Source organism: Undibacterium sp. GW821-FHT11H02 (assembly GCF_058808015.1).
Window position 1 is genome coordinate 1 of record NZ_JBXARG010000002.1, and the last position, 21,036, is coordinate 21,036.

The following is a 21,036-nucleotide window of genomic DNA, read 5'->3' on the forward strand; positions in this document are numbered from 1 at the left end:
TCTGGTGGATCTGGCAATGATTCACTGGTCGGTGGTAACGGTGCTGATAGTATGACCGGTGGTGCAGGTAACGATACGTTTAACGTAACGGCTTCTCGTACTTCAAGTTTGGATGTGATCACTGACTTCAGTGCAACAGACTTCTTGAACCTCGGTTTCATGCCATTCTTCTCCGATCCTGCGAATGGTGGTGGCTATACTCCAGGTGCTGCGATTGCTTCAGCTTCTGGTCCAGCACGCGATGTCAACGTTGTTACTGCTTTTGCTTCTACAGGTGCAACTGTTACTGACTTGAACACTGACTTGGCAACTGCTGTTGCAAACGGTCTAGTTCAGCACGCAGCTGGTGCTTGGCAAGTTTCTGGTGATACATTCATCATTCAATTGACCGGTGCATCACTCGCTGGTAATAATGTGTACTACGTCATCCAGAACAATGACGGAAACAACACGTTTGATCCAGCAACTGACGTTGCAGTGGCATTGATTGGTACATCAGTACAACCTCCAGTCTATGGTAACTTCACGTTCTAATCGTAGTTTGTAATTTCTTCTCACTCTGGTGGGAAGAAATTTCATAAATGAAAAACCCCCAACATCCGCGAGGATGTTGGGGGTTTTCTTTTGGGTGAGCCTTGTTTTGAAAACTGAGATAACTGGAGCCAGAACAAATTAACTCTCAACTACACTTGCGATATTGAGGCGATGTGAATGGCGTGGAAGATGGCGAGACTACCGAGAGTGTGCCAAGTCGGCATTCCCCAGCAGGTAATTCAACGTGGAAACAATAGACAAGTTTTTTTTGCGAGTGAGCAGGATCTTGCTGTTTCTGCCAATTGCTTGAAGGAGTATGCAAAAAAAGATTCAGGCGGACTTGCACCCTTGGGTCTTAATGAAGAATCATGGGCATTTGCTGTGCACGACGAGAGCCGATAATCGGCTTAGCCTTTTGAAGCAAGCAGTCGGGCGGTAGTATATGCGTTCTTCAATTTTAGCTATAAACGCACAGGCACCTTGTGGGAAGGCAGATTCAGGTCTTGCCTGCAGCTGCAGGAGCCTATCTTTTGCAGCAACATCGCTATATTGAATTGAAACCAGTGCGAGCGGGAATGGTGATGCAACCATCAGGCTAAGTCTAGTAGATCTACCAGATAATGCACTTGCAAGAGAATTGGCGTTGAGTACGCCACATTCTTGCTGTCTTGCTTTAGTTAGCGATGCATTGTAGAGGTAAGTCAATTGTCTCGACCTTTTTAATAGCACTGTCAATGCCGAATTGTTAGAGACTATCCGCGCTTCCATGAACGAAGAGTGTATTTGGTAACAGTCGCTTTGAGAAGAAATCAGCGAATATGACGAGACGCCGAATGACTTTGGAAGAGTGGGTAGACTAGTTGACTGGAGCGAAGATGGTAACGGCGAAGGTTTAATTTGATCTGAACCATTTATTCCAGTTATCCTAGCACACCATTTTTTATTACTGACTGCGTGCTTATGGTTTCAGACACCCTTACAGATAATTTACTCAAGCGCATCGCAGACGCACCAGCTTATCCCGAACACTGGCAACAGTTGCATATCGCTTTGGCCGCAGAACCCGATCTGGCTTTGAGAAACGCCTACTTAGCGCCGATTCGCCAATTGGAGTTGCGTGGATCTGAGGGGGAATACTTTCGCCAATTAATGCTGTATGCACTGACACGGGATCTAGCTCATTTAGCCGCCTCGGTACAGCATCTCAAAAACTGCAAGCCGCTCAGGCCGGAACAATGGATGGCTGCGCTTAGCTATCATTGGCATGACGCGGTCAGCAAGACCGATAACCATCAAACTTTCGTGCAGCATCTGCTCGCTGCGCGCACTGCCGAACTGATGGCCGCCTTTACGGCGCCCCTTGTAGAGCCTGTAGCACCCGATTTAGCCGCGGGGATAAATTTCGCCGCCGCGCCATCACGGACTATTCTTATTGTCTTACCCGAATGGGGCATGCCTGGTCATGCCCCAACTTTGATGGCTTTAGGTCACGCAGCAGCCTTGCGAGCGCAGGGTTTTGAAGTTCATATGATGTGCGCACAAGAACATCAAAACGCCGATATCGCAAAATGGATAGGCGTCGGGACTTGGAATAGTATCAATGTGCCCACGTCTGGCTTGCAGGCATGGGCAGGCAAATTACCTCCTGGCCTACAAATCTACTTGGCCGACCCAGCCACGCCCATCTGGAGCAGAGTGTTGGCGTTAGAGGCGCGGGCAAAGTCTTTGCAGCCCGCTGCCGTGTTAATGATAGGATTTTTTAGTGTATTGGCCGCCCGCTTACGCGCTCTGGCGCCGCAAATCGGCGTTTCTGTGCACGCCGTCTTGCCCTTGCAAGCACTTGATGTCGCCCTGCAACCGCAAACCACGTTGAGCTCTACGAGTCCGTGGGCGTCTAGCCTGCCGTTGCCACAAGTGATCCCGCACAGCCAGCGCTTCCCGGCACGCGGAATGGCAAGCGCGATTGACCGCGCTGATTTGGGATTGACGCGGCAACATATCGTGCTGATGTCGGCTGGTTACCGTTTGCGTCAAGAGTGCACGAGCGAATGGTTGCATGAAATTGCCACCGTGCTGCGCGCCAATAGCCAGGCACGCTGGGTATTGGCAGGAGACGAATCGGTAGGTGAGAAGCTAATTGAGCATGGCTTGGCAGCGCAATGTGTGGTGTTGCCGCATGTGCATGATTTGCCGACGCTGATGGCGGCTTGCGATATTTACATAAACCCGCCGCGCTTGGGTGGCGGCATGAGCGTGGTACAAGCCATGGAGCAGGGATTGCCGGTGATTGCTCTGAGCGGTAGCCATGGCGGCGACGGTGGTGACAAGCTGGGTGCCGATCCGACATGGGGCGCATGCGAGACCGTGACTAGGTATGTCCAGCGTTTGCATGCGCTAATGCAGTCCCCATCCTTAAGAAAGGCCGTGGGCAAAAGTCAGCAACAGCATTTTCACACTCACCTGAATGTAGCTCAAGCAGGGCCTGTACTGCAGCAAGCGATCATGTTGGCTAGAGAACAGCGTGAGCGCAGCGTTCGGGATTTAGCTAAATAGCGGGCGGATTTTTGAGCTAAGTATTGAGCCAAGTAGCGCCCTGCTGATAACCATAATGACGGGGACATTGGCACATATCAGTCTGTTATACTGCGCGCTCTGGCCTTGCCGTTGATTCCTAACAGATGCACTGCTCAACTCAAGGCTTGCTTCGCTACTATTAAATTTCTCAGGGGTATGCAAAATTGTGCCGCTGTTAGATTGGAATCAAAAACATGTCCTTAAAGACCATTTATCTTTCATCTCTTTTATTCTTACTGAGTGCCTGTGGCGGCGGCAATAGTGCTCCGGTCGACGTTGCACCTAATCCTTCTTTGCCTTCTGGCGTGGGGGCGAATTGGAAGATGGCCTGGGGTAACGGCGAAAAATCAGCACGGGTCATCGACCCCGTGACGATGAAACAGATTTCTGAGACTAGCTGGAATGTGGCTGCGGTGTTTCAGGCGCTACTCGCTGAGACCAGCCCAACTACTCTATTGATTGATGAAGGGCCGAATAAGGGGCTGGTAACCAATCTGCGCTGGAAAGGTACGAGTATTCCCTACGATAATCGCTTTCACCCTTTGACCCGAGCGGTTTGCCGGGCGACCGGTGGCGGTTTAGCGGGCTATGGCTCGACTGGCTCGTATGCCGTCTATCAAGACGAAAACGGTGTCGGGCAAATTTATGAGGGGCATTTGATTTATCGTATTGGTATGAATGTGGTGTCACAAAGCACCGTACCAAGCGTGGTCGCGCCCGCTAGCTGTGGCACCGGTCCGGTCTGGTACACGGTCTACTATGACAGAGCAAACGTCGGACCGGGTGATGTGGTTCTCTATAACGGACAATAAGTCCATCTTCAAAAATACAAACCTCACCCCGCCTCATTTTTAAGAAATTGAAGAAAATTGGTATGAAAATTCTATTTATCCATCAAAATTTCCCAGGTCAATTTAAGCACTTAGTGCCAGCATTAATCGCAAGAGGTCATCAGGTCGCTGCGACAGTGATGTCGGCCAAAGAGGTGACTTCGCCTCCCAATCTGACTCTCCATACTTACTATCCAAAACGTTTTTCAACACCGAAAATTCATCCTTGGCTGATCGATATGGAAGCAAAAACCATACGCGCTGAGGCGATGTTTCATGCAATGCTCAAGCTGAAGGAAGAAGGCTATCAACCTGACCTCATCATTGCCCATCCGGGTTGGGGCGAGAGTTTGTTTGTTAAGCAGGTGTGGCCTGAGGTCAAATTAGCGATTTACTGTGAGTTTTTTTATCATGCAGAAGGTCAGGACATGGGCTTTGATCCTGAGTTTCCCCGTAGCTCAGTCGAAGATGCTTGCCGCATGGTGCTCAAAAATAATAATAATTATCTGCACTTTGATATTGCCGATGCAGGCATTTCGCCAACGCACTGGCAGCAGAGCACGTTCCCAATGCCGTTTAGAGACAAAATTAGTGTCATTCACGACGGCATTGATACCAATGTGATTTGCCGCAATGATGCTGCGATATTCGATTTGGATGAAACCCATACTTTGAGCAAAAACGATGAAGTAATCACTTTTGTGAATCGCAACTTAGAACCCTATCGCGGCTACCATATTTTTATGCGCGCTCTGCCGCAAATTTTGCAGGCGCGGCCACAGGCCAAGGTCGTGATCGTAGGCGGTGATGACGTGAGCTATGGCGCTAAACCTGATAACGGACAAACTTGGAAGCAAATATTCCTAGATGAAGTCAGTCCACAACTGAGCGCCGAACAACTGGCGCGCGTGCATTTTGTCGGAAAAATTGCCTACCCACGCTTCATCCGTCTGTTGCAAGTCTCCAGTTTGCATGTGTATTTAACTTACCCATTCGTATTGTCCTGGAGTTTGCTGGAAGCAATGAGTACAGAATGCGCAATTCTCGCCAGTGATACCGTGCCTTTGCGCGAGGTAATTACTGAAGGCGTGAATGGCTGTATGGTTGATTTTTTTGATGTAGACGCTTTAGCCAAAAAAGCCATCGCGCTATTAGAAGATCCGGCAACACGTATGCAATTAGGTAAGAACGCCAGACAGTTTGCCCGCGAACATTACGACTTAAAGACAAAATGCTTACCGCAACAGCTAGCCTGGGTCGATGCAATTCTTCATTCGATAGGGACTGGTGCTAACAAGGATTAAATTAGGCAAATTCGTAGTGCGGGTGCAACCCCATAGGCGCTAGCCAAATTCTAAAACCACTAACCACAGAGGCTCAGAGACACAGAGAAAGCACAGAGGAAATGTCTAGCTGAAGAAAATTGGATAATATTAGCCTTCTCCTGCCTTTCTCTGCGCCTCTGTGTTGAGAGGTTTTGGTTTTGACTTTCTGATTTTGGTTAGCGCCTATGGAGTGCAACCCGCGCTGCTCAGATTCTCGATGGGTTGACGGCGCGGCTTGTACCGCGCTGCATTGAAAAGTCTATTTACACAAGATCGCAACGCCAACTAAGCGCAATTAGCTCCTTCCTCCTAAACAAAATTTAGTCAGAACCACAGCCCTGAGTCTTTCAAAATGTTACAAAAAATATTTTGTAGATTTCGAAACCCAAAGGTAGTATCATTAAAAATGTGATGTACGTCACATTTTTAATGTTGGCTACCATGGATAATGCAAGACTTTTTAATTTTCTTTGCGAAATTAGACCCTAGGTACTTTTGACTTTTCGAGAAATACGATAAGCGCATACAGCTGTATGCAGAAATAAATTATGAAATCTAAATTTCAACTCCCCAAAAATGAACTCGTCGATATTTTGACGACTTTCAAAGGCACATTCAAGACCGTTGGTGTGTTTAGTGCGATTATCAATCTATTGATGCTGGTACCGTCCTTGTACATGCTACAGGTATATGACCGGGTTTTGCAAAGTCGCAATGAAACCACTTTGCTGATGTTAACACTGCTGATGTTAGGCGCTTATGGCTTCATGAGTGCCTTAGAATTTATTCGCAGCTTTGTATTGATACGCCTGGGTGCCAAGCTCGATATGCAAATGAATAAGCGTATCTACACAGCCGCTTTTGAGCAAAACTTAAAACGCGGTGGTGGCAATGCCGGACAAGCGCTGCAAGATTTGACGCAGATTCGCCAATTCTTGACTGGCAATGGCTTGTTTGCATTCTTTGACGCACCATGGGCTCCGATCTATCTGGCCGTGATTTTCATGTTTGACGTTTATCTCGGTCTATTTGCCTTAGTTGCAGTGATTATCATGGTAATTTTGGCCTATGTGAACGAGCGAGTGTCGAAAAAACCTTTAGCTGAAGCTAATACTATGGCCATTATGTCGAGTAATCTGGCGACGAATAATTTGCGCAATGCAGAAGTCATTGAAGCGATGGGCATGTTGCCAAACTTGATGGCACGTTGGTACAAACTGCATGCGAAATTCTTAAACTTACAAGCCGAAGCCAGTGAAAAGTCAGGCATGGTAACTGCAGCAAGTAAGTTCGTCCGGATTTCAGTGCAATCCCTGGTGCTCGGTGTGGGTGCGTTGTTAGTGATAGAAAATAAAATGACTCCAGGGATGATGATTGCTGGTTCTATCTTATTGGGCAGAGCAACCGGTCCGATTGACCAATTGATTGGTGTTTGGAAGCAGTGGAGTTCGGTCAAGAGCGCATATGAGCGTTTAAATGAATTATTGTCGAATAACCCAGTGCGTGAAGCTGGTATGGAATTGCCCAAGCCAATGGGACATGTTTCCGTGGAAGCTGTGACAGCGGCGCCACCAGGATCGACAGTCGCAATTATTAAAGGTCTGACACTGGCCTTGCAACCCGGTGATGTGATGGGCGTCATTGGTGCTTCAGGTTCTGGTAAATCAACCTTAGCGCGTTTGTTGGTGGGTGTTTGGCCATCAGCCGTTGGTAAGGTGCGTTTGGATGGTGCTGATATCTACCAATGGAACAAAGATCAGTTGGGGCCTGCCATTGGTTATTTGCCTCAGGATATAGAATTGTTTGCAGGAACGGTAGCTGAAAATATCGCACGTTTTGGCGATATTGATTCAGAAAAAGTCATTACTGCGGCGAAACGTGCGGGTGTGCATGATTTGATTTTGCATTTCCCTAAAGGATATGACACACCATTAGGTGAAGCCGGATCGGGTTTGTCTGGCGGTCAGAAGCAACGTATCGGCTTGGCGCGTGCCATGTACGATGACCCGTCATTGTTGGTGTTGGACGAGCCAAATTCTAATCTGGATGAGGCCGGTGAACAGGCTTTAGTGGCAGCCATTAACGATTTACGTCAACGTGGTAAAACCATCGTTTTGATCACCCATCGTCCGTCGGTATTGGGCGTCACCACTAAGTTGTTGGTATTGCGTGATGGCACAGCTCAGGCTTTTGGTCCTCGTGATGAAGTGTTGAAAGCTTTGCAGCAGGCGCAACAACAAGCCCAACAGCAAGCGATCGCAGCGCAACAAGCGGCAATGACGCCACAGCAGCAGGCAGCAGCGCAACAACAGGCAGCGCAACAGCAAGCAGCGCAACAGCAAGCGGCGCAGCAACAGGCGGCACAACAACAAGCTCTGGCGCGGCAACAAATAGTGCAACAAGCCGCTCAGCAAGCAGCACAGCAAGCAGCTGCCATCCACGTCGCAGAGCAAAGCCCGGCACCGACTGCTGCCGCTAGTGAGCCACCCGAGGATACGCAAGCGCGCATTCAGGCCGCAGCTGAAGAAAAGGAATAATGATGAATGATTTAATTGCAAAAACACGTGATGTGACCGATGTCGCATCGAGTCAGGTTGAAGTCCTGGATTTGAACACGGATACGGGTTCGTATTCGCGACTGGGTTGGGTGATTGTTTTGGTCTTTGTGCTTGGTTTTGTTGTGTGGGCCTCATTCGCACCACTCGATCAAGGTGTACCTATGCAAGGCACCGTCGCGGTTGCTTCCAACCGTAAGATGATTCAGCATCAAATAGGCGGCACGATTGATGAGATCTTGGTCAAAGATGGTGAAAAGGTCAAATCAGGTCAGGTCTTAGTCCGCATGAATGCGACTGCGGCGAAGTCGGCTTTAGAAGTGGCTCGTTCACAATATTATGCCGCGAAGGCCACCGAAGCGCGCTTATTGGCTGAACGTGAAAATGCTAAGAGCGTTAGTTTTCCAGCTGTCTTATTGAAAGAGAAGCAGGATCTGCGCGTGGCAAATGCAATCGCTTTACAACAACAGTTATTCGCAACCCGCCAATCGTCTTTATTCAATGAGATGGCGGCGGCTGATGCAAGTGCCGCTGGTTTGCAATCTCAATTAAGTGGTTTGCAAGAGTCTATGCTGAGCAAAAAGCAACAGCAACAGATTCTGAAAGAGCAATTAGACGGTGTCCGTGACTTGGCAAAAGAAGGCTATATCGCGCGGAATCGTTTGCTTGAGTTGGAGCGTACCTATGCCCAAGTGAATGGTTCGGTGTCGGAAGATATCGGCAACATGGGACGTTTAACCAAGCAAATTAGTGAGTTAAATTTGCGTAAGGCACAACGTCAACAAGACTATCAAAAAGAAGTGCGTACGCTGTTATCCGATGTGCAAAAGGAAGCAGAGTCTTTGCAAAACCGTATCACCGCACTCGAATATGATTTGAAAAACGTCGATGTGTTGGCACCGGTGGGCGGCACTGTGGTGGGCATGAATATTTTCACTGTCGGCGGCGTAGTACCTAGCGGCTTTAAATTGATGGAATTGGTTCCTGCCAGCGATGCCTTGATCGTAGAAGGTCAATTGCCGGTGAACCTCATCGATAAGATACATAGCGGCTTGCCGGTTGAGTTGATTTTCTCAGCCTTTAATTCAGCCACGACGCCTCACATTCCAGGGATAGTCACCAATGTTTCTGCTGATCGTACTGTCGACGAACGCACTGGTGTGCCTTACTACAAGGTGCGCGCCGAAGTGACACCAGAAGGTGTTAAGAAATTGGCGGACTTACAGATTCGTCCGGGTATGCCGGTTGATATGGTAGTGAAGACCGGCGAGCGCACCATGATGAACTATTTGCTTAAGCCAATATTGAATCGCGCCGCTGGTGCGATGAAAGAGGAATAATCATGCGTTATACATGGATGAAAAAAACCTTGATCGCTAGTAGTTGCGCTGCCATGATGATGCAGGCGACACCCGCGTTTGCTACAAGCTTATTGCAAGCCTATCAGGCCGCATTGCAAAACGATCCGCAGCACCGCAGCGCAAAAGCCGAAAATACCTCGGGTAAGCAATTTGAAGTAATCGGGCGCGCTGGCCTGTTACCGCAAGTTCAGTATAGTTATTCGACTTACGCGAACAAAGGCGAGTCGACTGCACCAGCCGGTATATTTGGTTTCTTGCAAACGACGAATCTGGACTATCGCAGTTCTAGCAAGGGCGTTTCGGTACGCCAGACTTTATTTAATCTCGACACCTATGCCCGCTTTAAACAAGGTGAGGCACAGACTAAATATAGCGACGCCCAGTTCGATGCCCGTGCAAAAGATTTGATGATCCGTGTGATGACTGCTTATGCTGATGCCAAGTACGCGGAAGACCAATTGGAGTTATATCAGGCTCAGCGCGACGCCTACCTTGAACAACGTAAAGTAAATGATCGTTTGTTTGAAAAAGGTGAGGGCACCAAAACGGATATGTTAGAAACGCAGGCAAAGCTCGATGTCTCAGAGGCTTTGGTGATAGAGGCAACTGACAATTTGTTGAACGCTCGCACTACACTAAACAGTGTTACCGGTCTGGATATTACGAAGCTTGATTCCCTGCGTGAGAATGTCTCGGTCGATGGCTTAGTACAAGGTGATTTTGAATCCTGGCGTTTAGTCGCAAGTAAGAACAATCCAGAATTACGGGCAGCTCAACTGGCCGTAGAAATCGCGACGCAAGAAATTGAAAAAGCCAAAGGTGGGCATGCCCCGCGCGTGGACTTAAACGCCAATTACAATCACGGTACGTCCGAGAATGTTTCGACCCGCACTCAGGACAATAATGTCCGCAGCATTGGTGTGCAAGTTACCATTCCGATTTATTCGGGTGGTTATGCAAACGCTGTCTATAAACAGTCAGTCGCACAGAAAGAGAAAGCGCTGGCGGATTTAGATGGGGTCCGCAACAAAGTAATGACCGAATTGCGCAAGCAACACAGCAGTGTGAAGAGTAGTGTGCAGAAAATTGACGCTTTCCAAAAGTCGGTCAGTTCGGCAAGTCTATTGGTCGAAGCGACCAAGCAAAGTGTTAAAGGCGGCATCCGTATCAATCTCGACTCTTTGAACGCACAACACCAATTAGTGACAGCTAAGCGCGATCTGGCACAGGCACGTTATAACTTCTTGGTTAGTTACGTTAAATTGAAAGTGACTGCAGGTACGGCCACTATGGACGACTTGCAAATCGTGTCTAATTTCTTCGCTTCGAATTAACCGAGATTTTCTATTAGGATTTGAGATGACGAGGGATGCACTTTTCTAGGCAGTTTTGGTGCGAATGAGGCGCCAATAGCGAGCTATTGGCAACGAAGAGCAACAAAAATGACCGAAAATACGCCCTCGGCGCTCAAATAGCGCCCTCGGCGCGCCTAATGAAAATCTCGGTTTAAGTAAGTGTCCCTTTGTAAGACTTGAAAAGACTCTTGGCAAGAAAAAAACGGGATTCGCTTGTACGCGAATCCCGTTTTTTTGACGCTAATTTCCAAGTTTGGTCTTAGCCTGCTAATTTCTTTTTCAGCAGTTCATTGACTTGGGCCGGATTACCTTTGCCCTTAGTCGCCTTCATCGCCTGACCGACCAAGGCATTAAACGCCTTCTCTTTACCAGCGCGATATTCATCGACCGATTGCTGATTCGCTGCCATCACTTCATCGATAATCTTTTCCAGCGCCCCGACATCGGAAATCTGTTTGAGGCCTTTGGCATCGATCACTTGATCGGCTAGATTAACGTCGGCTGATGGCGCTTGCCACATGGCCGCGAAGACTTCCTTCGCGATCTTGTTGGAAATGGTGCCATCGGAGATGCGTTGCAATAATAAGGCGAGTTGGGCGGCATTGACTGGGATGCTAGTGATGTCCATGTTTTCGCGATTCAAGGTCGAAGAGACGTCGCCCATCAACCAGTTGGCAATTTGTTTTGCCTGAGCCGGCTTGTCACCTGCAGGTGAGGCCGCAATTGCGGCTTCAAAATACGCCGCCATGGCTTTCGACTGCGTAACGATCATCGCGTCGTAATCAGATAAACCATATTGCGCTATAAAGCGCTCACGCATCGCCGTCGGTAGTTCAGGCATGGTGCTGCGTACTTGCTCTACCCATTCACGACTGATGCGCAACGGTGGCAAATCTGGGTCTGGGAAATAACGGTAATCTTGCGAATCTTCTTTGCTGCGCATAGAGCGCGTTTCTTTGCGATCTGGATCGTAGAGTCGGGTTTCTTGCACTACCGTGCCGCCATCTTCGATCAATTCGATTTGGCGACGTACTTCGATATTGATCGCTTCTTCCAAGAAGCGGAAAGAGTTCAAATTCTTGATTTCGCAACGTGTGCCGAATTCTTTTTGACCAACCGGACGCACCGACACATTGGCATCGCAACGGAAGGAGCCTTCTTGCATATTGCCATCGCAAATGTCCAGCCACATGACTAAAGAATGCAAAGCTTTGGCATACGCGACCGCTTCCGCGGCGCTGCGCATGACGGGTTCGGTGACGATTTCTAATAACGGCGTACCAGCTCGATTGAGATCGATGCCCGTCATGCCTTGATAATCTTCATGCAGCGATTTGCCAGCGTCTTCTTCCAGATGGGCGCGTGTGAGTTCGATGACTTTGACCTCAGACTTGCCATCTTTCTCCACCACACAAGTGACCGTGCCACCTTGCACGACCGGGATTTCAAATTGGCTGATTTGATAGCCTTTAGGTAGATCAGGGTAGAAATAATTTTTGCGCGCGAAGATGGATTCGGGGGCGATGGTGGCGCCAACAGCAAGGCCGAACTGGATCGCTTTCTCTACCGCGCCTTTATTCATCACGGGTAAGACACCGGGCAAGGCCAGATCGACCGGACTTGCTTGAGTATTCGGCTCCGCGCCAAATTGTATGGACGAACCGCTGAAAATTTTTGAGTTGGTTTTGAGCTGTGCGTGCGTCTCAAAACCGATTACGACTTCCCATTGCATAATAAATCCTTAAATTGAAAACCTCTCAACACAGAGGCACAGAGGCACCGAGAAAAACAAGAGTGGATCTAATGATACGAAAATGCCGATGGTATTTGATGTTGCTCGAAACCAGATTGGCGCATCGATAAAAATTTTCTCGTTTTTGCTTTTCCTCCGTGTCTCTGTGTTGAGAGGCTTTAAAATATACAAATACTTAAATTGGTGATTTCGTATGCCAATCCGTCGCCTGCTGAAATTGATGTGCGACGTTGAGCAACTTCGCTTCTGCAAAATAATTACCAATAATCTGCAAACCAACCGGGCGTTTACTATTCTTTTCACCTTGCCCGAAACCGCAAGGTATCGACATGCCAGGCAAGCCCGCTAAGCTGGTTGATAAAGTGAAAATGTCGGCTAAGTAGTTGGCAACCGGATCGTCCGATTTATCGCCGAGATCCCACGCAACCGTCGGGGCAACGGGCCCCATAATCACATCACACTGTTCAAACGCTGCTTGGAAATCTTGCGCGATTAAGCGGCGGATCTTTTGTGCTTGCAAATAGTAAGCATCGTAATAGCCATGCGATAAAACGTAAGCGCCAGTCAAAATGCGGCGCTTGACTTCGTCACCAAAACCTTCAGTGCGCGTCTTGCGATACATGTCGTTTAAGTCTTTATATTCTGCAGCGCGGTGACCATAACGCACACCGTCAAAGCGACTTAGATTGGACGAGGCTTCGGCTGGTGCAATGATGTAATAGACGGGTATTGATAACTCGGTTTTTGGCAGAGAAATATCAACCAGAATTGCGCCCATTTTTTCGTATTCTGCCAGGGCCGCGCGCACAGCTTGTTCTACATCTTTGGCCAGACCTTCACCGAAAAATTCGCGAGGCACACCGATGCGCAAGCCCTTGATATCTTGATTTAAATTGCGTGAAAAATCTTCCTTGTCGCGTTGCACGCTGGTTGAATCTTTTTCATCGAAGCCCGTCATGGCATTTAACAGCCAACTGCAATCTTCCGCAGTCTGGGCAATCGGGCCACCTTGATCGAGTGAAGACGCAAAAGCAATCATGCCGAAACGTGAGACACTGCCGTAAGTGGGTTTGATACCTGTTACGCCGCAGAAGGCGGCGGGTTGGCGAATCGAGCCGCCAGTATCAGTGCCAGTGGCTGCCGGTGCTAAACGTGCCGCAATCGCCGCAGCAGAACCGCCCGATGAGCCGCCCGGAACAGCGGTGATATCCCAAGGATTTTTGACAGCACCAAAATACGAATTTTCATTGCCGGAACCCATTGCAAATTCATCGCAATTGAGCTTGCCTAAAGTGACGGTGCCAGCTTGATTAAAGAGTTCAACGACGCTTGCATTAAAGGGACTGACATAATTTTCTAACATGCGTGAACCGGCTGTCGAGCGCCAGTCGCGCGTCACGAATATATCTTTGTGGGCGATAGGAATGCCAGTCAGCGCAGTTGTATCACCTTGCGCCAATCGTAGGTCGGCGATGGCGGCTTGTGCCATGGTCAAACTGCGATCAACATGAGTGAAGGCATTCAGATTGCTGGCTTCAATGCGATTTAAATAATGCGTCGCCAATTCAGTTGCGGAGACTTGCTTACTTTGCAGTAAAGCAGAGAGTTGTTTCAAGGAGTGCGTATGCATGGATTTTCTCAGCGTATTCTCGGTGTCGTTGCGTCATGCCAGCGGACCCTTACTTGAGCGGCCGGCACGCATAAAATTGCTCGTATTAGCTGGTAATGTGGCGCTCTACTCTATGACTTTTGGTACCAGGTAGAGGCCGTCTTGGGTCGCTGGTGCGACCTTTTGGTATTCTTCGCGATGATTGCTTTCGGTGACAGTGTCTTCCCGCAGGCGCAGACAGATTTCTGGCATCACCGTCGCAATTGGATGACTCAAAGGCGCTACACCCGTGGTATCGACTGCTTTTAATTGTTCGGCGATAGAGAAAAAGCCATTCAGTTTTTCTAGTGTACTTGCGGCTTCTGTTTCGGATAATTCTAATCGTGCCAAATTGGCGATACGTTTTACATCGTTTAATTCTAATGACATGGTCTATAACGCACAGCGGCGCGCCAAAAAATGTGTTAATGATAATTAAATTGTCCTGGACATCTGGCTTGAATCCATCGCTATTTCCGCAAAAAGTGCCGCAAAAAACTTCGGGGAAATCACTTGAATTCAATTTAATGGATTACCTATGATTTCTAGGATTATAAGGTAGAATGTCGGGTTAATACTCTTAAAATCGCCGAAGATGCATAGTTTGAACGCTTAATTTGCGATTTAAGTAGTTGAAATTGAATTCAGATAAATGCGAAAAAATAAGCCAAATTTTGTTTAACGGCAGTCTTTTTCGTTCATCTTCATTTAAATTGTGCGGAATTTTGTTGGTGAAATGTTTTTGCAGGCCTGCGATTTCTAAGTCGCTTACTGAATGCAAAAATAGGCTTACTAAAACGGACTTTTCGGTGATTCAGTTTTCGACTCAGAGTGAAAGAATTTTTGCGCAGACAGTCTGCGTAATTTATAGGACTTACGCAAAATTGCGCAGGCTAGACGTGGGGCCGAAGACAGTGCGCTTGCACGGCGAGGCGAACACAACAACGCCAGCGTCTGTTTTGCGTAGGTCCTAATTTAAAAACATCGTGACAACACGGCAACACAGAATACACAGGAATTTACATGTTTGGTTTTTTTCGTAGTTATCTCTCTAATGATTTGGCAATCGACTTAGGTACTGCCAATACTTTGATTTATGTACGCGGTCAGGGCATCGTTCTCGATGAGCCATCCGTGGTAGCGATACGCCAGGAGGGCGGTCCTAACGGTAAAAAGACCATACAAGCGGTCGGTAAAGAAGCCAAGCAAATGTTGGGTAAAGTACCTGGCAATATCGAAGCAATTCGCCCTATGAAAGATGGTGTTATTGCTGACTTTACCGTGACCGAGCAAATGCTCAAGCAATTCATCCGTATGGTGCACGACACCAAATTCTTCAAGCCTTCGCCACGTATCATCATTTGCGTTCCTTGCGGTTCTACCCAAGTTGAACGTCGGGCGATTCGTGAGTCCGCATTAGGTGCCGGCGCATCACAGGTGTATTTGATCGAAGAGCCTATGGCGGCAGCAATCGGTGCGGGTTTGCCCGTGTCGGATGCAACCGGCTCTATGGTGGTTGATATCGGTGGTGGTACGACTGAGGTTGGCGTGATCTCGCTGGGCGGTATGGTCTACAAAGGCTCAGTGCGCGTTGGCGGTGACAAGTTTGACGAAGCGATTGTCAATTACATCCGTCGTAACTACGGCATGCTGATTGGTGAGCAAACAGCCGAAGCGATTAAGAAAACGATAGGCTCTGCTTTCCCCGGTTCTGAGATTAAAGAGATGGAAGTTAAAGGACGCAATTTGTCTGAAGGTATTCCACGTTCTTTCACTATCTCTAGCAATGAAATTTTAGAGGCTTTGACCGATCCATTGAATAACATCGTTTCAGCAGTAAAAAATGCGCTGGAACAAACGCCACCAGAGCTCGGTGCAGATATCGCCGAAAAAGGCATGATGCTGACCGGCGGCGGTGCCTTGTTGCGCGATCTGGATCGTTTATTGATGGAAGAGACTGGTTTGCCAGTTCTGGTTGCGGAAGAACCGCTGACTTGCGTGGTACGTGGTTCGGGCATGGCTTTGGAGCGTATGGATAAACTCGGTTCTTTGTTCTCCTACGAATAATTTCTGTGTCATTTTTGCCTTGAATTCTGATCGCGTTATGAAGTATTTTTAGCGCGATTGTTCGATCAAGTAAAACCATTTAAATTGAGATCTGGCGCACGATAATGCCAGATCTTTTTTTAAGTTTTTTTTTGGCTTATTGCTTTGCACCTGGCACCATACTATGCAACATAGTCCACCACCACTTTTCAAACAAGGCGCTTCGGCCCGTGTGAAAGTGGTCTTCTTCGCCATCCTTTCTATCGCGCTCTTGCTCATTGATTCTCGTATTAATTCTCTGGTACGAGTGCGTCAGGTGGTCGGCACGGTTCTGTATCCATTGCAAATGCTGGTCTTGATGCCGCGTGATGGTGTGCAAAACGTGACGAATTATTTTGCCTCAACGACGGCTTTGCAAAAAGAGTTGGCTGCGCTTAAGTTAGAACAAATTAATAATACCCAAACCGTACAAAAAACCATCTTATTGCAGACTGAAAACGAGCACCTGCGTCAACTGATTGATCTTAAGTCACGCACCCCGAGTGCTTCCGTGCTGGCGGAGATCTTATACGATGCACGGGACGTTTATAATCGCAAAATTATCTTAAACCGAGGCTCACAGCACGGCGTCGCCTTGAGTCAACCCGTGATTGATGAGCATGGCGTGGTGGGACAAGTGACGCGGGTATTTCCTTTAACCGCCGAAGTGACTTTGCTGACCGATAAAAATCAGGCGATACCAGTGCAAGTTCAGCGTAATGGCTTGCGTAGTGTGATTAATGGGCGCGGGCGCTCTGCTTATCTGGATATGCGCGTGACCAGTAATGCTGACGTGCAGCTCGGCGATGTTCTGGTGACCTCGGGAATTGACGGTATCTATCCTGCGGGCCTACAAGTGGCAAAGGTAGCGCAAATTGAAAATAAGGCGACCACGACATTTGAGGTGGTGCTGTGCGCGCCAGTTGCTGGTATTGATCAGCACAAGCAATTGTTGATATTGTTAGTCGATACCGATAAATTGCCACCGCCTGAATCGGAAGAAACCCGGGCGAAGAAAGAAAAAATTAATCGCAAGGTGACACGGGATTCCAGCAAAGATGCCGTTAAGGATCTGCCCGCCGATGCCAATAAAGAGAGCTCGCCAGTTCCGCCGAAAGCGGTTGACGTCGCACCCGTCAGCGTCCCTGCAACCTCAGTTAAGGAGGTGCGATAATGAACCACCCACAATATATTTTATTACCTGCCAATTCCTTCTTTATTGGCCTGAGTTTGCTGGTTGCTTTTCTGTTGAACCTTTTCCCCTGGGGCAATGTGATCGGTGTGCCTGATTTTGTGGCGCTGGTTTTGGTGTTCTGGAGTATTCATCAACCTCGCAAAGTGGGCATAGGTGTCGCATTTTTGATGGGCGTTTTGATGGATGTGCATGACGCCGTGTATTTAGGTGAGAATGCTTTAGCGTTTACGCTGTTGTCCTATTTTGCTATTTCGATTCATCGTCGGGTGTTATGGTTCCCACCTTTGGTTCAGAGTTTTCAAGTTTTCCCCCTGTTTTTAGGCGTGCAATTAATACAGCTTGCCGTGCGCTTATTACTATCTACCGACGCGCATTTTCCTGGTTGGTTATTTTTCCTCGGCTGTATCTTGACGACGGCATTATGGCCAGTTGCAACCTGGCTCTTATTGGCGCCGCAACGCCGCGCGGTTGATAAAGATCATACTCGCCCGATCTGACGATCATCGATAAAGCGAAAATAGGAATCATGACTGAATTAAAAAATACTGAGCGTGAGCTTTACTTGTTTCGTGTGCGCCTGATCGCGCTCGGTGTTCTTGCGTTTATTTGTTTTGGCATTTTGATCGGACGTTTCGTCTGGCTGCAAATTATTAAGCATGACACCTATGCGACGAAAGCGGATGAAAACCGCATCTCCTTAGTCTCCATCGTGCCCAATCGTGGTTTGATTTTGGATAGAAATGGCGTGATTCTGGCTCGGAATTATTCCGCTTATACCTTGGAGATTACGCCCTCAAAAATCACCAAAGATCTGGATAGTCTGATCGATGAATTGTCTACCTTGGTGGATATCCAACCTAAGCACCGCAAGCGTTTGCGTAAATTGATAGAAGAGTCCAAGAGTTTCGAAAGCCTGCCGATTCGTACCCGATTGTCCGACGAGGAAGTGGCACGCTTTACTGCGCAACGTTTTCGCTTTCCTGGTGTCGATGTACAGGCGCGCTTGTTTCGCCAATATCCATTAGGAGATACCGCCTCACACGTCATAGGTTATATAGGACGCATCAATAAACGTGATGCCGAATTGCTTGACGATGCCGATGATGCAGCGAATTACAAGGGCACTTTGTACATAGGCAAAGAAGGTCTGGAAAAAAGTTACGAAAAGTTATTGCATGGCACGACAGGATTTGAAGAAGTTGAAGTTTCTGCGGGTGGCCGGCCGGTACGCACTTTGTCGCGCAATTCTCCAACTGCGGGTAAGAATTTAATTCTATCTATCGACATCGAGTTACAAAAAGTCATAGAGGAAGCCTTTGGCGCACGGCGCGGTGCCATGGTGGCGATAGAGCCTGCCACGGGTGACGTCCTGGCCTTTGTTTCTATGCCGACTTACGATCCGAATTTATTTGTCGAAGGGATCGATCAGCAAAGTTGGAATGAGTTAAACACGTCAGAAGATATTCCCCTCTTGAATCGTCCCTTAACCGGGGCTTACTCGCCAGGGTCGACCTTCAAACCTTTTATGGCTTTGGCCGCATTGGAATTAGGTAAGCGCACCATGACGCAAGGGATCTCTGACCCAGGCTTCTTTGCTTTCGGGAATAAGATATTTCGCGACGACAAACCCGGCGGCCATGGTTTTGTCGATATGTATCGCGCAGTTGCCTTATCTTGCGATACCTATTTTTATCAACTGGCGAATGACATGGGCGTGGATGTCATGCATGATTTCATGAAGCAGTTTGGCATGGGGCAAATTACGGGTATCGATTTGGAACATGAGCGTAAAGGTTTATTGCCTTCGACTGCATGGAAGCGCGAGACCTTCAAAAAAACCGCGAATCAACGCTGGATACCGGGTGATACGATTTCTCTTGGTATTGGACAGGGACAAAATACCTTCACGCCTTTGCAGATGGCTCATGCGACTGCCAATCTGGTGAATAACGGCGTAGTGATGAAACCGCATTTAGTGAAAATGGTTGAAGATCCGCAGACCCGTGTCCGCACTTTAACCGTACCGAAAGAAAGTTATCGCATCCCACTCAAACAAGAGAATATTGATTTCATCAAAAACGCAATGGCAGGTGTGGTGAGAGAGGGAACTGGAGCGCGGGCGTTCGCAGGCGCTGGCTATCTGTCCGGCGGTAAAACCGGGACAGCGCAGGTGGTCTCGATGAAAAAGAATGAAAAGCATGGTACCAAGAATGCGATCTTACGTCATCGCGACCACTCGTGGTATATCGCGTTCGCACCATTGGATAATCCTAAAATCGCGATCGCGATCATTGTAGAAAATGGCGGCTACGGATCCGAAGCGGCTGCGCCTATCGTTCGTCGCGCCTTTGATTACTATATATTAGGCAAACGGCCGGCAGATAAAACACCGGTACCTATGACCGCACCCACGGCGGACGAAATACAAGCCGCTGGCGAAGAAGCTGAACATGAGCATGCAGATGTGACGACGACGGGGGCAATGGACCCTAAGTCAGATACGCAAGCGACAGCCAAGCCAGAAGAAAAAAAACCGGCCGCAGTGACAACAAGCCTGCCACCAACAGCGCCGATACCCGCCCCAGCGCCTACTGTGCAGAAAAACAATGCGCTCATCGTTGATAGAAAAGACCCAGTAAAGCAGCCGGCGAAGTCGACGCCAGCCACCGACAAGAAACCCGTGGAGGTGAAAAAATAAGATGGATAATAAAGCCGTTTATTGGCAACGTATTCGTGCCTACTTCACCGTGTTCGATGGACCTTTGTCTATCTTAATTTTTTTGATTGTGGCGACTGGCATCGTGACTATGTATTCTGCGGGTATGGATTTTCCTGGTCGTCTGGAAAATCACATGCGCAATATTGTGATTGCCTTTTTTGTGATGTGGTTCGTGGCGAATATTCCACCCCAAACCTTGATGCGTTTTGCGATTCCTTTGTACACCCTTGGCGTCGCTCTGCTAATTGCCGTAGCAATGTTTGGCATGATTAAGAAAGGCGCGCGCCGCTGGCTCAACGTCGGCGTGGTGATTCAGCCCTCAGAGATTTTGAAGATCGCGGTTCCTTTGATGCTGGCTTGGTATTTTCAAAAACGTGAAGGCTCTTTGCGTTGGCGTGACTTCTTGATTGCCACGGTGATTCTTGCCATCCCTACTGCGCTCATTGCAAAACAACCAGATTTGGGCACCACTTTGTTAGTGGGCGCCATAGGATTTTCGGTTATTTTCTTTGCTGGATTGTCATGGCGTTTGTTAATCGGATTAATTCTGGCAGCGGCGATTCTGATTCCCACAGTGATCTGGCCGCATCTGCATGATTACCAGCGTGATCGCGTGATGGTGATGTTAGATCCGAGCAAAGATGCTTTGGGCAAGGGTTTTCACATCATTCAGTCAACCATCGCGGTCGGTTCGGGGGGCGTGACCGGTAAGGGTTGGACCAAGGGCACGCAGTCGCATTTGGAATTTATACCTGAGCACACGACGGATTTTATTTCTGCTGTGTATTTGGAAGAATTTGGATTTATCGGTAGTTTGTTTTTGGTTTTCTTGTATCTCCTCTTGATACTGCGAGGGCTGATGATCGCTGCGAATGCACCGACCATGTTTTCACGATTAATGGCAGGTGCGGTGACCACCGCTTTCTTTATTTATTCTTTTGTGAATTTGGGCATGGTGATCGGTATTCTGCCTGTGGTCGGTGTGCCGCTACCCTTCATGAGTTTTGGTGGCACGGCGATGATGACATTGGGCATGGGATTGGGCATTTTGATGAGCGTGCAACATAACCGTAAGCTAATGAAGTCTTGATGAACCGAGATT

At 48.2% G+C, this 21,036-nt stretch carries 15 protein-coding genes; 12 read left to right on the forward strand and 3 right to left on the reverse strand.

Annotated elements, in window-relative coordinates; translation table 11 throughout:
- From AC1RR2_RS02290 to AC1RR2_RS02320, 7 genes are all read left to right on the forward strand, one after another.
- Positions 1-534: hypothetical protein (locus AC1RR2_RS02290; protein WP_493220692.1), on the forward strand; the 534-nt coding region annotated here is incomplete at its 5' end.
- 960 nt (positions 535-1,494) lie between these two features.
- Positions 1,495-3,087 carry a glycosyltransferase gene (locus AC1RR2_RS02295; RefSeq protein WP_493220693.1) on the forward strand — a complete coding sequence of 531 codons (1,593 nt, stop codon included), beginning with the start codon at positions 1,495-1,497 and terminating at the stop codon, positions 3,085-3,087.
- Between the two features lie 215 nt (positions 3,088-3,302).
- Entirely contained in the window at positions 3,303-3,920 is a 618-nt protein-coding gene (locus AC1RR2_RS02300; protein WP_493220694.1) for a hypothetical protein, read from the forward strand.
- 62 nt (positions 3,921-3,982) lie between these two features.
- Positions 3,983-5,242 (forward strand): glycosyltransferase family 4 protein, encoded by a 1,260-nt coding sequence (locus AC1RR2_RS02305; RefSeq protein WP_493220695.1) that lies wholly within the window; start codon positions 3,983-3,985, stop codon positions 5,240-5,242.
- A gap of 569 nt (positions 5,243-5,811) precedes the next feature.
- On the forward strand, positions 5,812-7,800 hold the full coding sequence (locus tag AC1RR2_RS02310) for a type I secretion system permease/ATPase (protein ID WP_493220696.1): 1,989 nt from the start codon (positions 5,812-5,814) through the stop codon (positions 7,798-7,800).
- Between the two features lie 2 nt (positions 7,801-7,802).
- The gene (locus AC1RR2_RS02315) at positions 7,803-9,158 is read left to right on the forward strand and encodes an HlyD family type I secretion periplasmic adaptor subunit (protein WP_493220697.1); all 1,356 of its coding nucleotides are present in this window, start codon (positions 7,803-7,805) and stop codon (positions 9,156-9,158) included.
- Between the two features lie 2 nt (positions 9,159-9,160).
- Positions 9,161-10,513, forward strand: a complete 1,353-nt coding sequence (locus tag AC1RR2_RS02320) for a TolC family outer membrane protein (protein ID WP_493220698.1) — start codon at positions 9,161-9,163, stop codon at positions 10,511-10,513.
- A gap of 280 nt (positions 10,514-10,793) precedes the next feature.
- On the opposite strand, the gene gatB is transcribed toward AC1RR2_RS02320, so the two are convergent.
- From gatB to gatC, 3 genes are all read right to left on the reverse strand, one after another.
- A complete protein-coding gene (gatB, locus tag AC1RR2_RS02325; RefSeq protein ID WP_493220699.1) occupies positions 10,794-12,266 on the reverse strand; it encodes an Asp-tRNA(Asn)/Glu-tRNA(Gln) amidotransferase subunit GatB in 1,473 nt (490 codons plus the stop codon).
- A 196-nt stretch (positions 12,267-12,462) separates the two neighbouring features.
- Positions 12,463-13,917, reverse strand: a complete 1,455-nt coding sequence (gene gatA / locus AC1RR2_RS02330; RefSeq protein WP_493220700.1) for an Asp-tRNA(Asn)/Glu-tRNA(Gln) amidotransferase subunit GatA — start codon at positions 13,915-13,917, stop codon at positions 12,463-12,465.
- 105 nt (positions 13,918-14,022) lie between these two features.
- Positions 14,023-14,325, reverse strand: coding sequence for an Asp-tRNA(Asn)/Glu-tRNA(Gln) amidotransferase subunit GatC (gatC, locus tag AC1RR2_RS02335; RefSeq protein WP_493220701.1), 303 nt, complete (start codon positions 14,323-14,325; stop codon positions 14,023-14,025).
- 633 nt (positions 14,326-14,958) lie between these two features.
- On the opposite strand from gatC, the gene AC1RR2_RS02340 reads away from it, so the two are divergent.
- From AC1RR2_RS02340 to rodA, 5 genes are all read left to right on the forward strand, one after another.
- Positions 14,959-16,002: a rod shape-determining protein gene (locus AC1RR2_RS02340; RefSeq protein ID WP_186916616.1), complete on the forward strand. Its 1,044-nt coding sequence runs from the start codon at positions 14,959-14,961 to the stop codon at positions 16,000-16,002.
- Positions 16,003-16,165: 163 nt separating this feature from the next.
- Entirely contained in the window at positions 16,166-17,194 is a 1,029-nt protein-coding gene (gene mreC / locus AC1RR2_RS02345; protein ID WP_493220702.1) for a rod shape-determining protein MreC, read from the forward strand.
- Positions 17,194-17,712, forward strand: a complete 519-nt coding sequence (mreD, locus tag AC1RR2_RS02350) for a rod shape-determining protein MreD (protein ID WP_493220703.1) — start codon at positions 17,194-17,196, stop codon at positions 17,710-17,712. Before mreC ends, mreD begins: the two co-directional genes overlap by 1 nt.
- 29 nt (positions 17,713-17,741) lie before the next feature.
- On the forward strand, positions 17,742-19,913 hold the full coding sequence (mrdA, locus tag AC1RR2_RS02355; RefSeq protein WP_493220704.1) for a penicillin-binding protein 2: 2,172 nt from the start codon (positions 17,742-17,744) through the stop codon (positions 19,911-19,913).
- 1 nt (position 19,914) lies between these two features.
- On the forward strand, positions 19,915-21,024 hold the full coding sequence (gene rodA / locus AC1RR2_RS02360; protein WP_493220705.1) for a rod shape-determining protein RodA: 1,110 nt from the start codon (positions 19,915-19,917) through the stop codon (positions 21,022-21,024).
- Positions 21,025-21,036: the final 12 nt, after the last annotated feature.

What these genes read in the sequence shown, in the direction of transcription:
- AC1RR2_RS02295 (WP_493220693.1), top strand. Translation starts at nt 1,495, where the DNA reads ATGGTTTCAGACACCCTTACAGATAATTTACTCAAGCGCATCGCAGAC.
- AC1RR2_RS02300 (WP_493220694.1), top strand. Translation starts at nt 3,303, where the DNA reads ATGTCCTTAAAGACCATTTATCTTTCATCTCTTTTATTCTTACTGAGT.
- AC1RR2_RS02305 (WP_493220695.1), top strand. Translation starts at nt 3,983, where the DNA reads ATGAAAATTCTATTTATCCATCAAAATTTCCCAGGTCAATTTAAGCAC.
- AC1RR2_RS02310 (WP_493220696.1), top strand. Translation starts at nt 5,812, where the DNA reads ATGAAATCTAAATTTCAACTCCCCAAAAATGAACTCGTCGATATTTTG.
- AC1RR2_RS02315 (WP_493220697.1), top strand. Translation starts at nt 7,803, where the DNA reads ATGAATGATTTAATTGCAAAAACACGTGATGTGACCGATGTCGCATCG.
- AC1RR2_RS02320 (WP_493220698.1), top strand. Translation starts at nt 9,161, where the DNA reads ATGCGTTATACATGGATGAAAAAAACCTTGATCGCTAGTAGTTGCGCT.
- gatB (WP_493220699.1), bottom strand. Translation starts at nt 12,266, where the DNA reads ATGCAATGGGAAGTCGTAATCGGTTTTGAGACGCACGCACAGCTCAAA.
- gatA (WP_493220700.1), bottom strand. Translation starts at nt 13,917, where the DNA reads ATGCATACGCACTCCTTGAAACAACTCTCTGCTTTACTGCAAAGTAAG.
- gatC (WP_493220701.1), bottom strand. Translation starts at nt 14,325, where the DNA reads ATGTCATTAGAATTAAACGATGTAAAACGTATCGCCAATTTGGCACGA.
- AC1RR2_RS02340 (WP_186916616.1), top strand. Translation starts at nt 14,959, where the DNA reads ATGTTTGGTTTTTTTCGTAGTTATCTCTCTAATGATTTGGCAATCGAC.
- mreC (WP_493220702.1), top strand. Translation starts at nt 16,166, where the DNA reads ATGCAACATAGTCCACCACCACTTTTCAAACAAGGCGCTTCGGCCCGT.
- mreD (WP_493220703.1), top strand. Translation starts at nt 17,194, where the DNA reads ATGAACCACCCACAATATATTTTATTACCTGCCAATTCCTTCTTTATT.
- mrdA (WP_493220704.1), top strand. Translation starts at nt 17,742, where the DNA reads ATGACTGAATTAAAAAATACTGAGCGTGAGCTTTACTTGTTTCGTGTG.
- rodA (WP_493220705.1), top strand. Translation starts at nt 19,915, where the DNA reads ATGGATAATAAAGCCGTTTATTGGCAACGTATTCGTGCCTACTTCACC.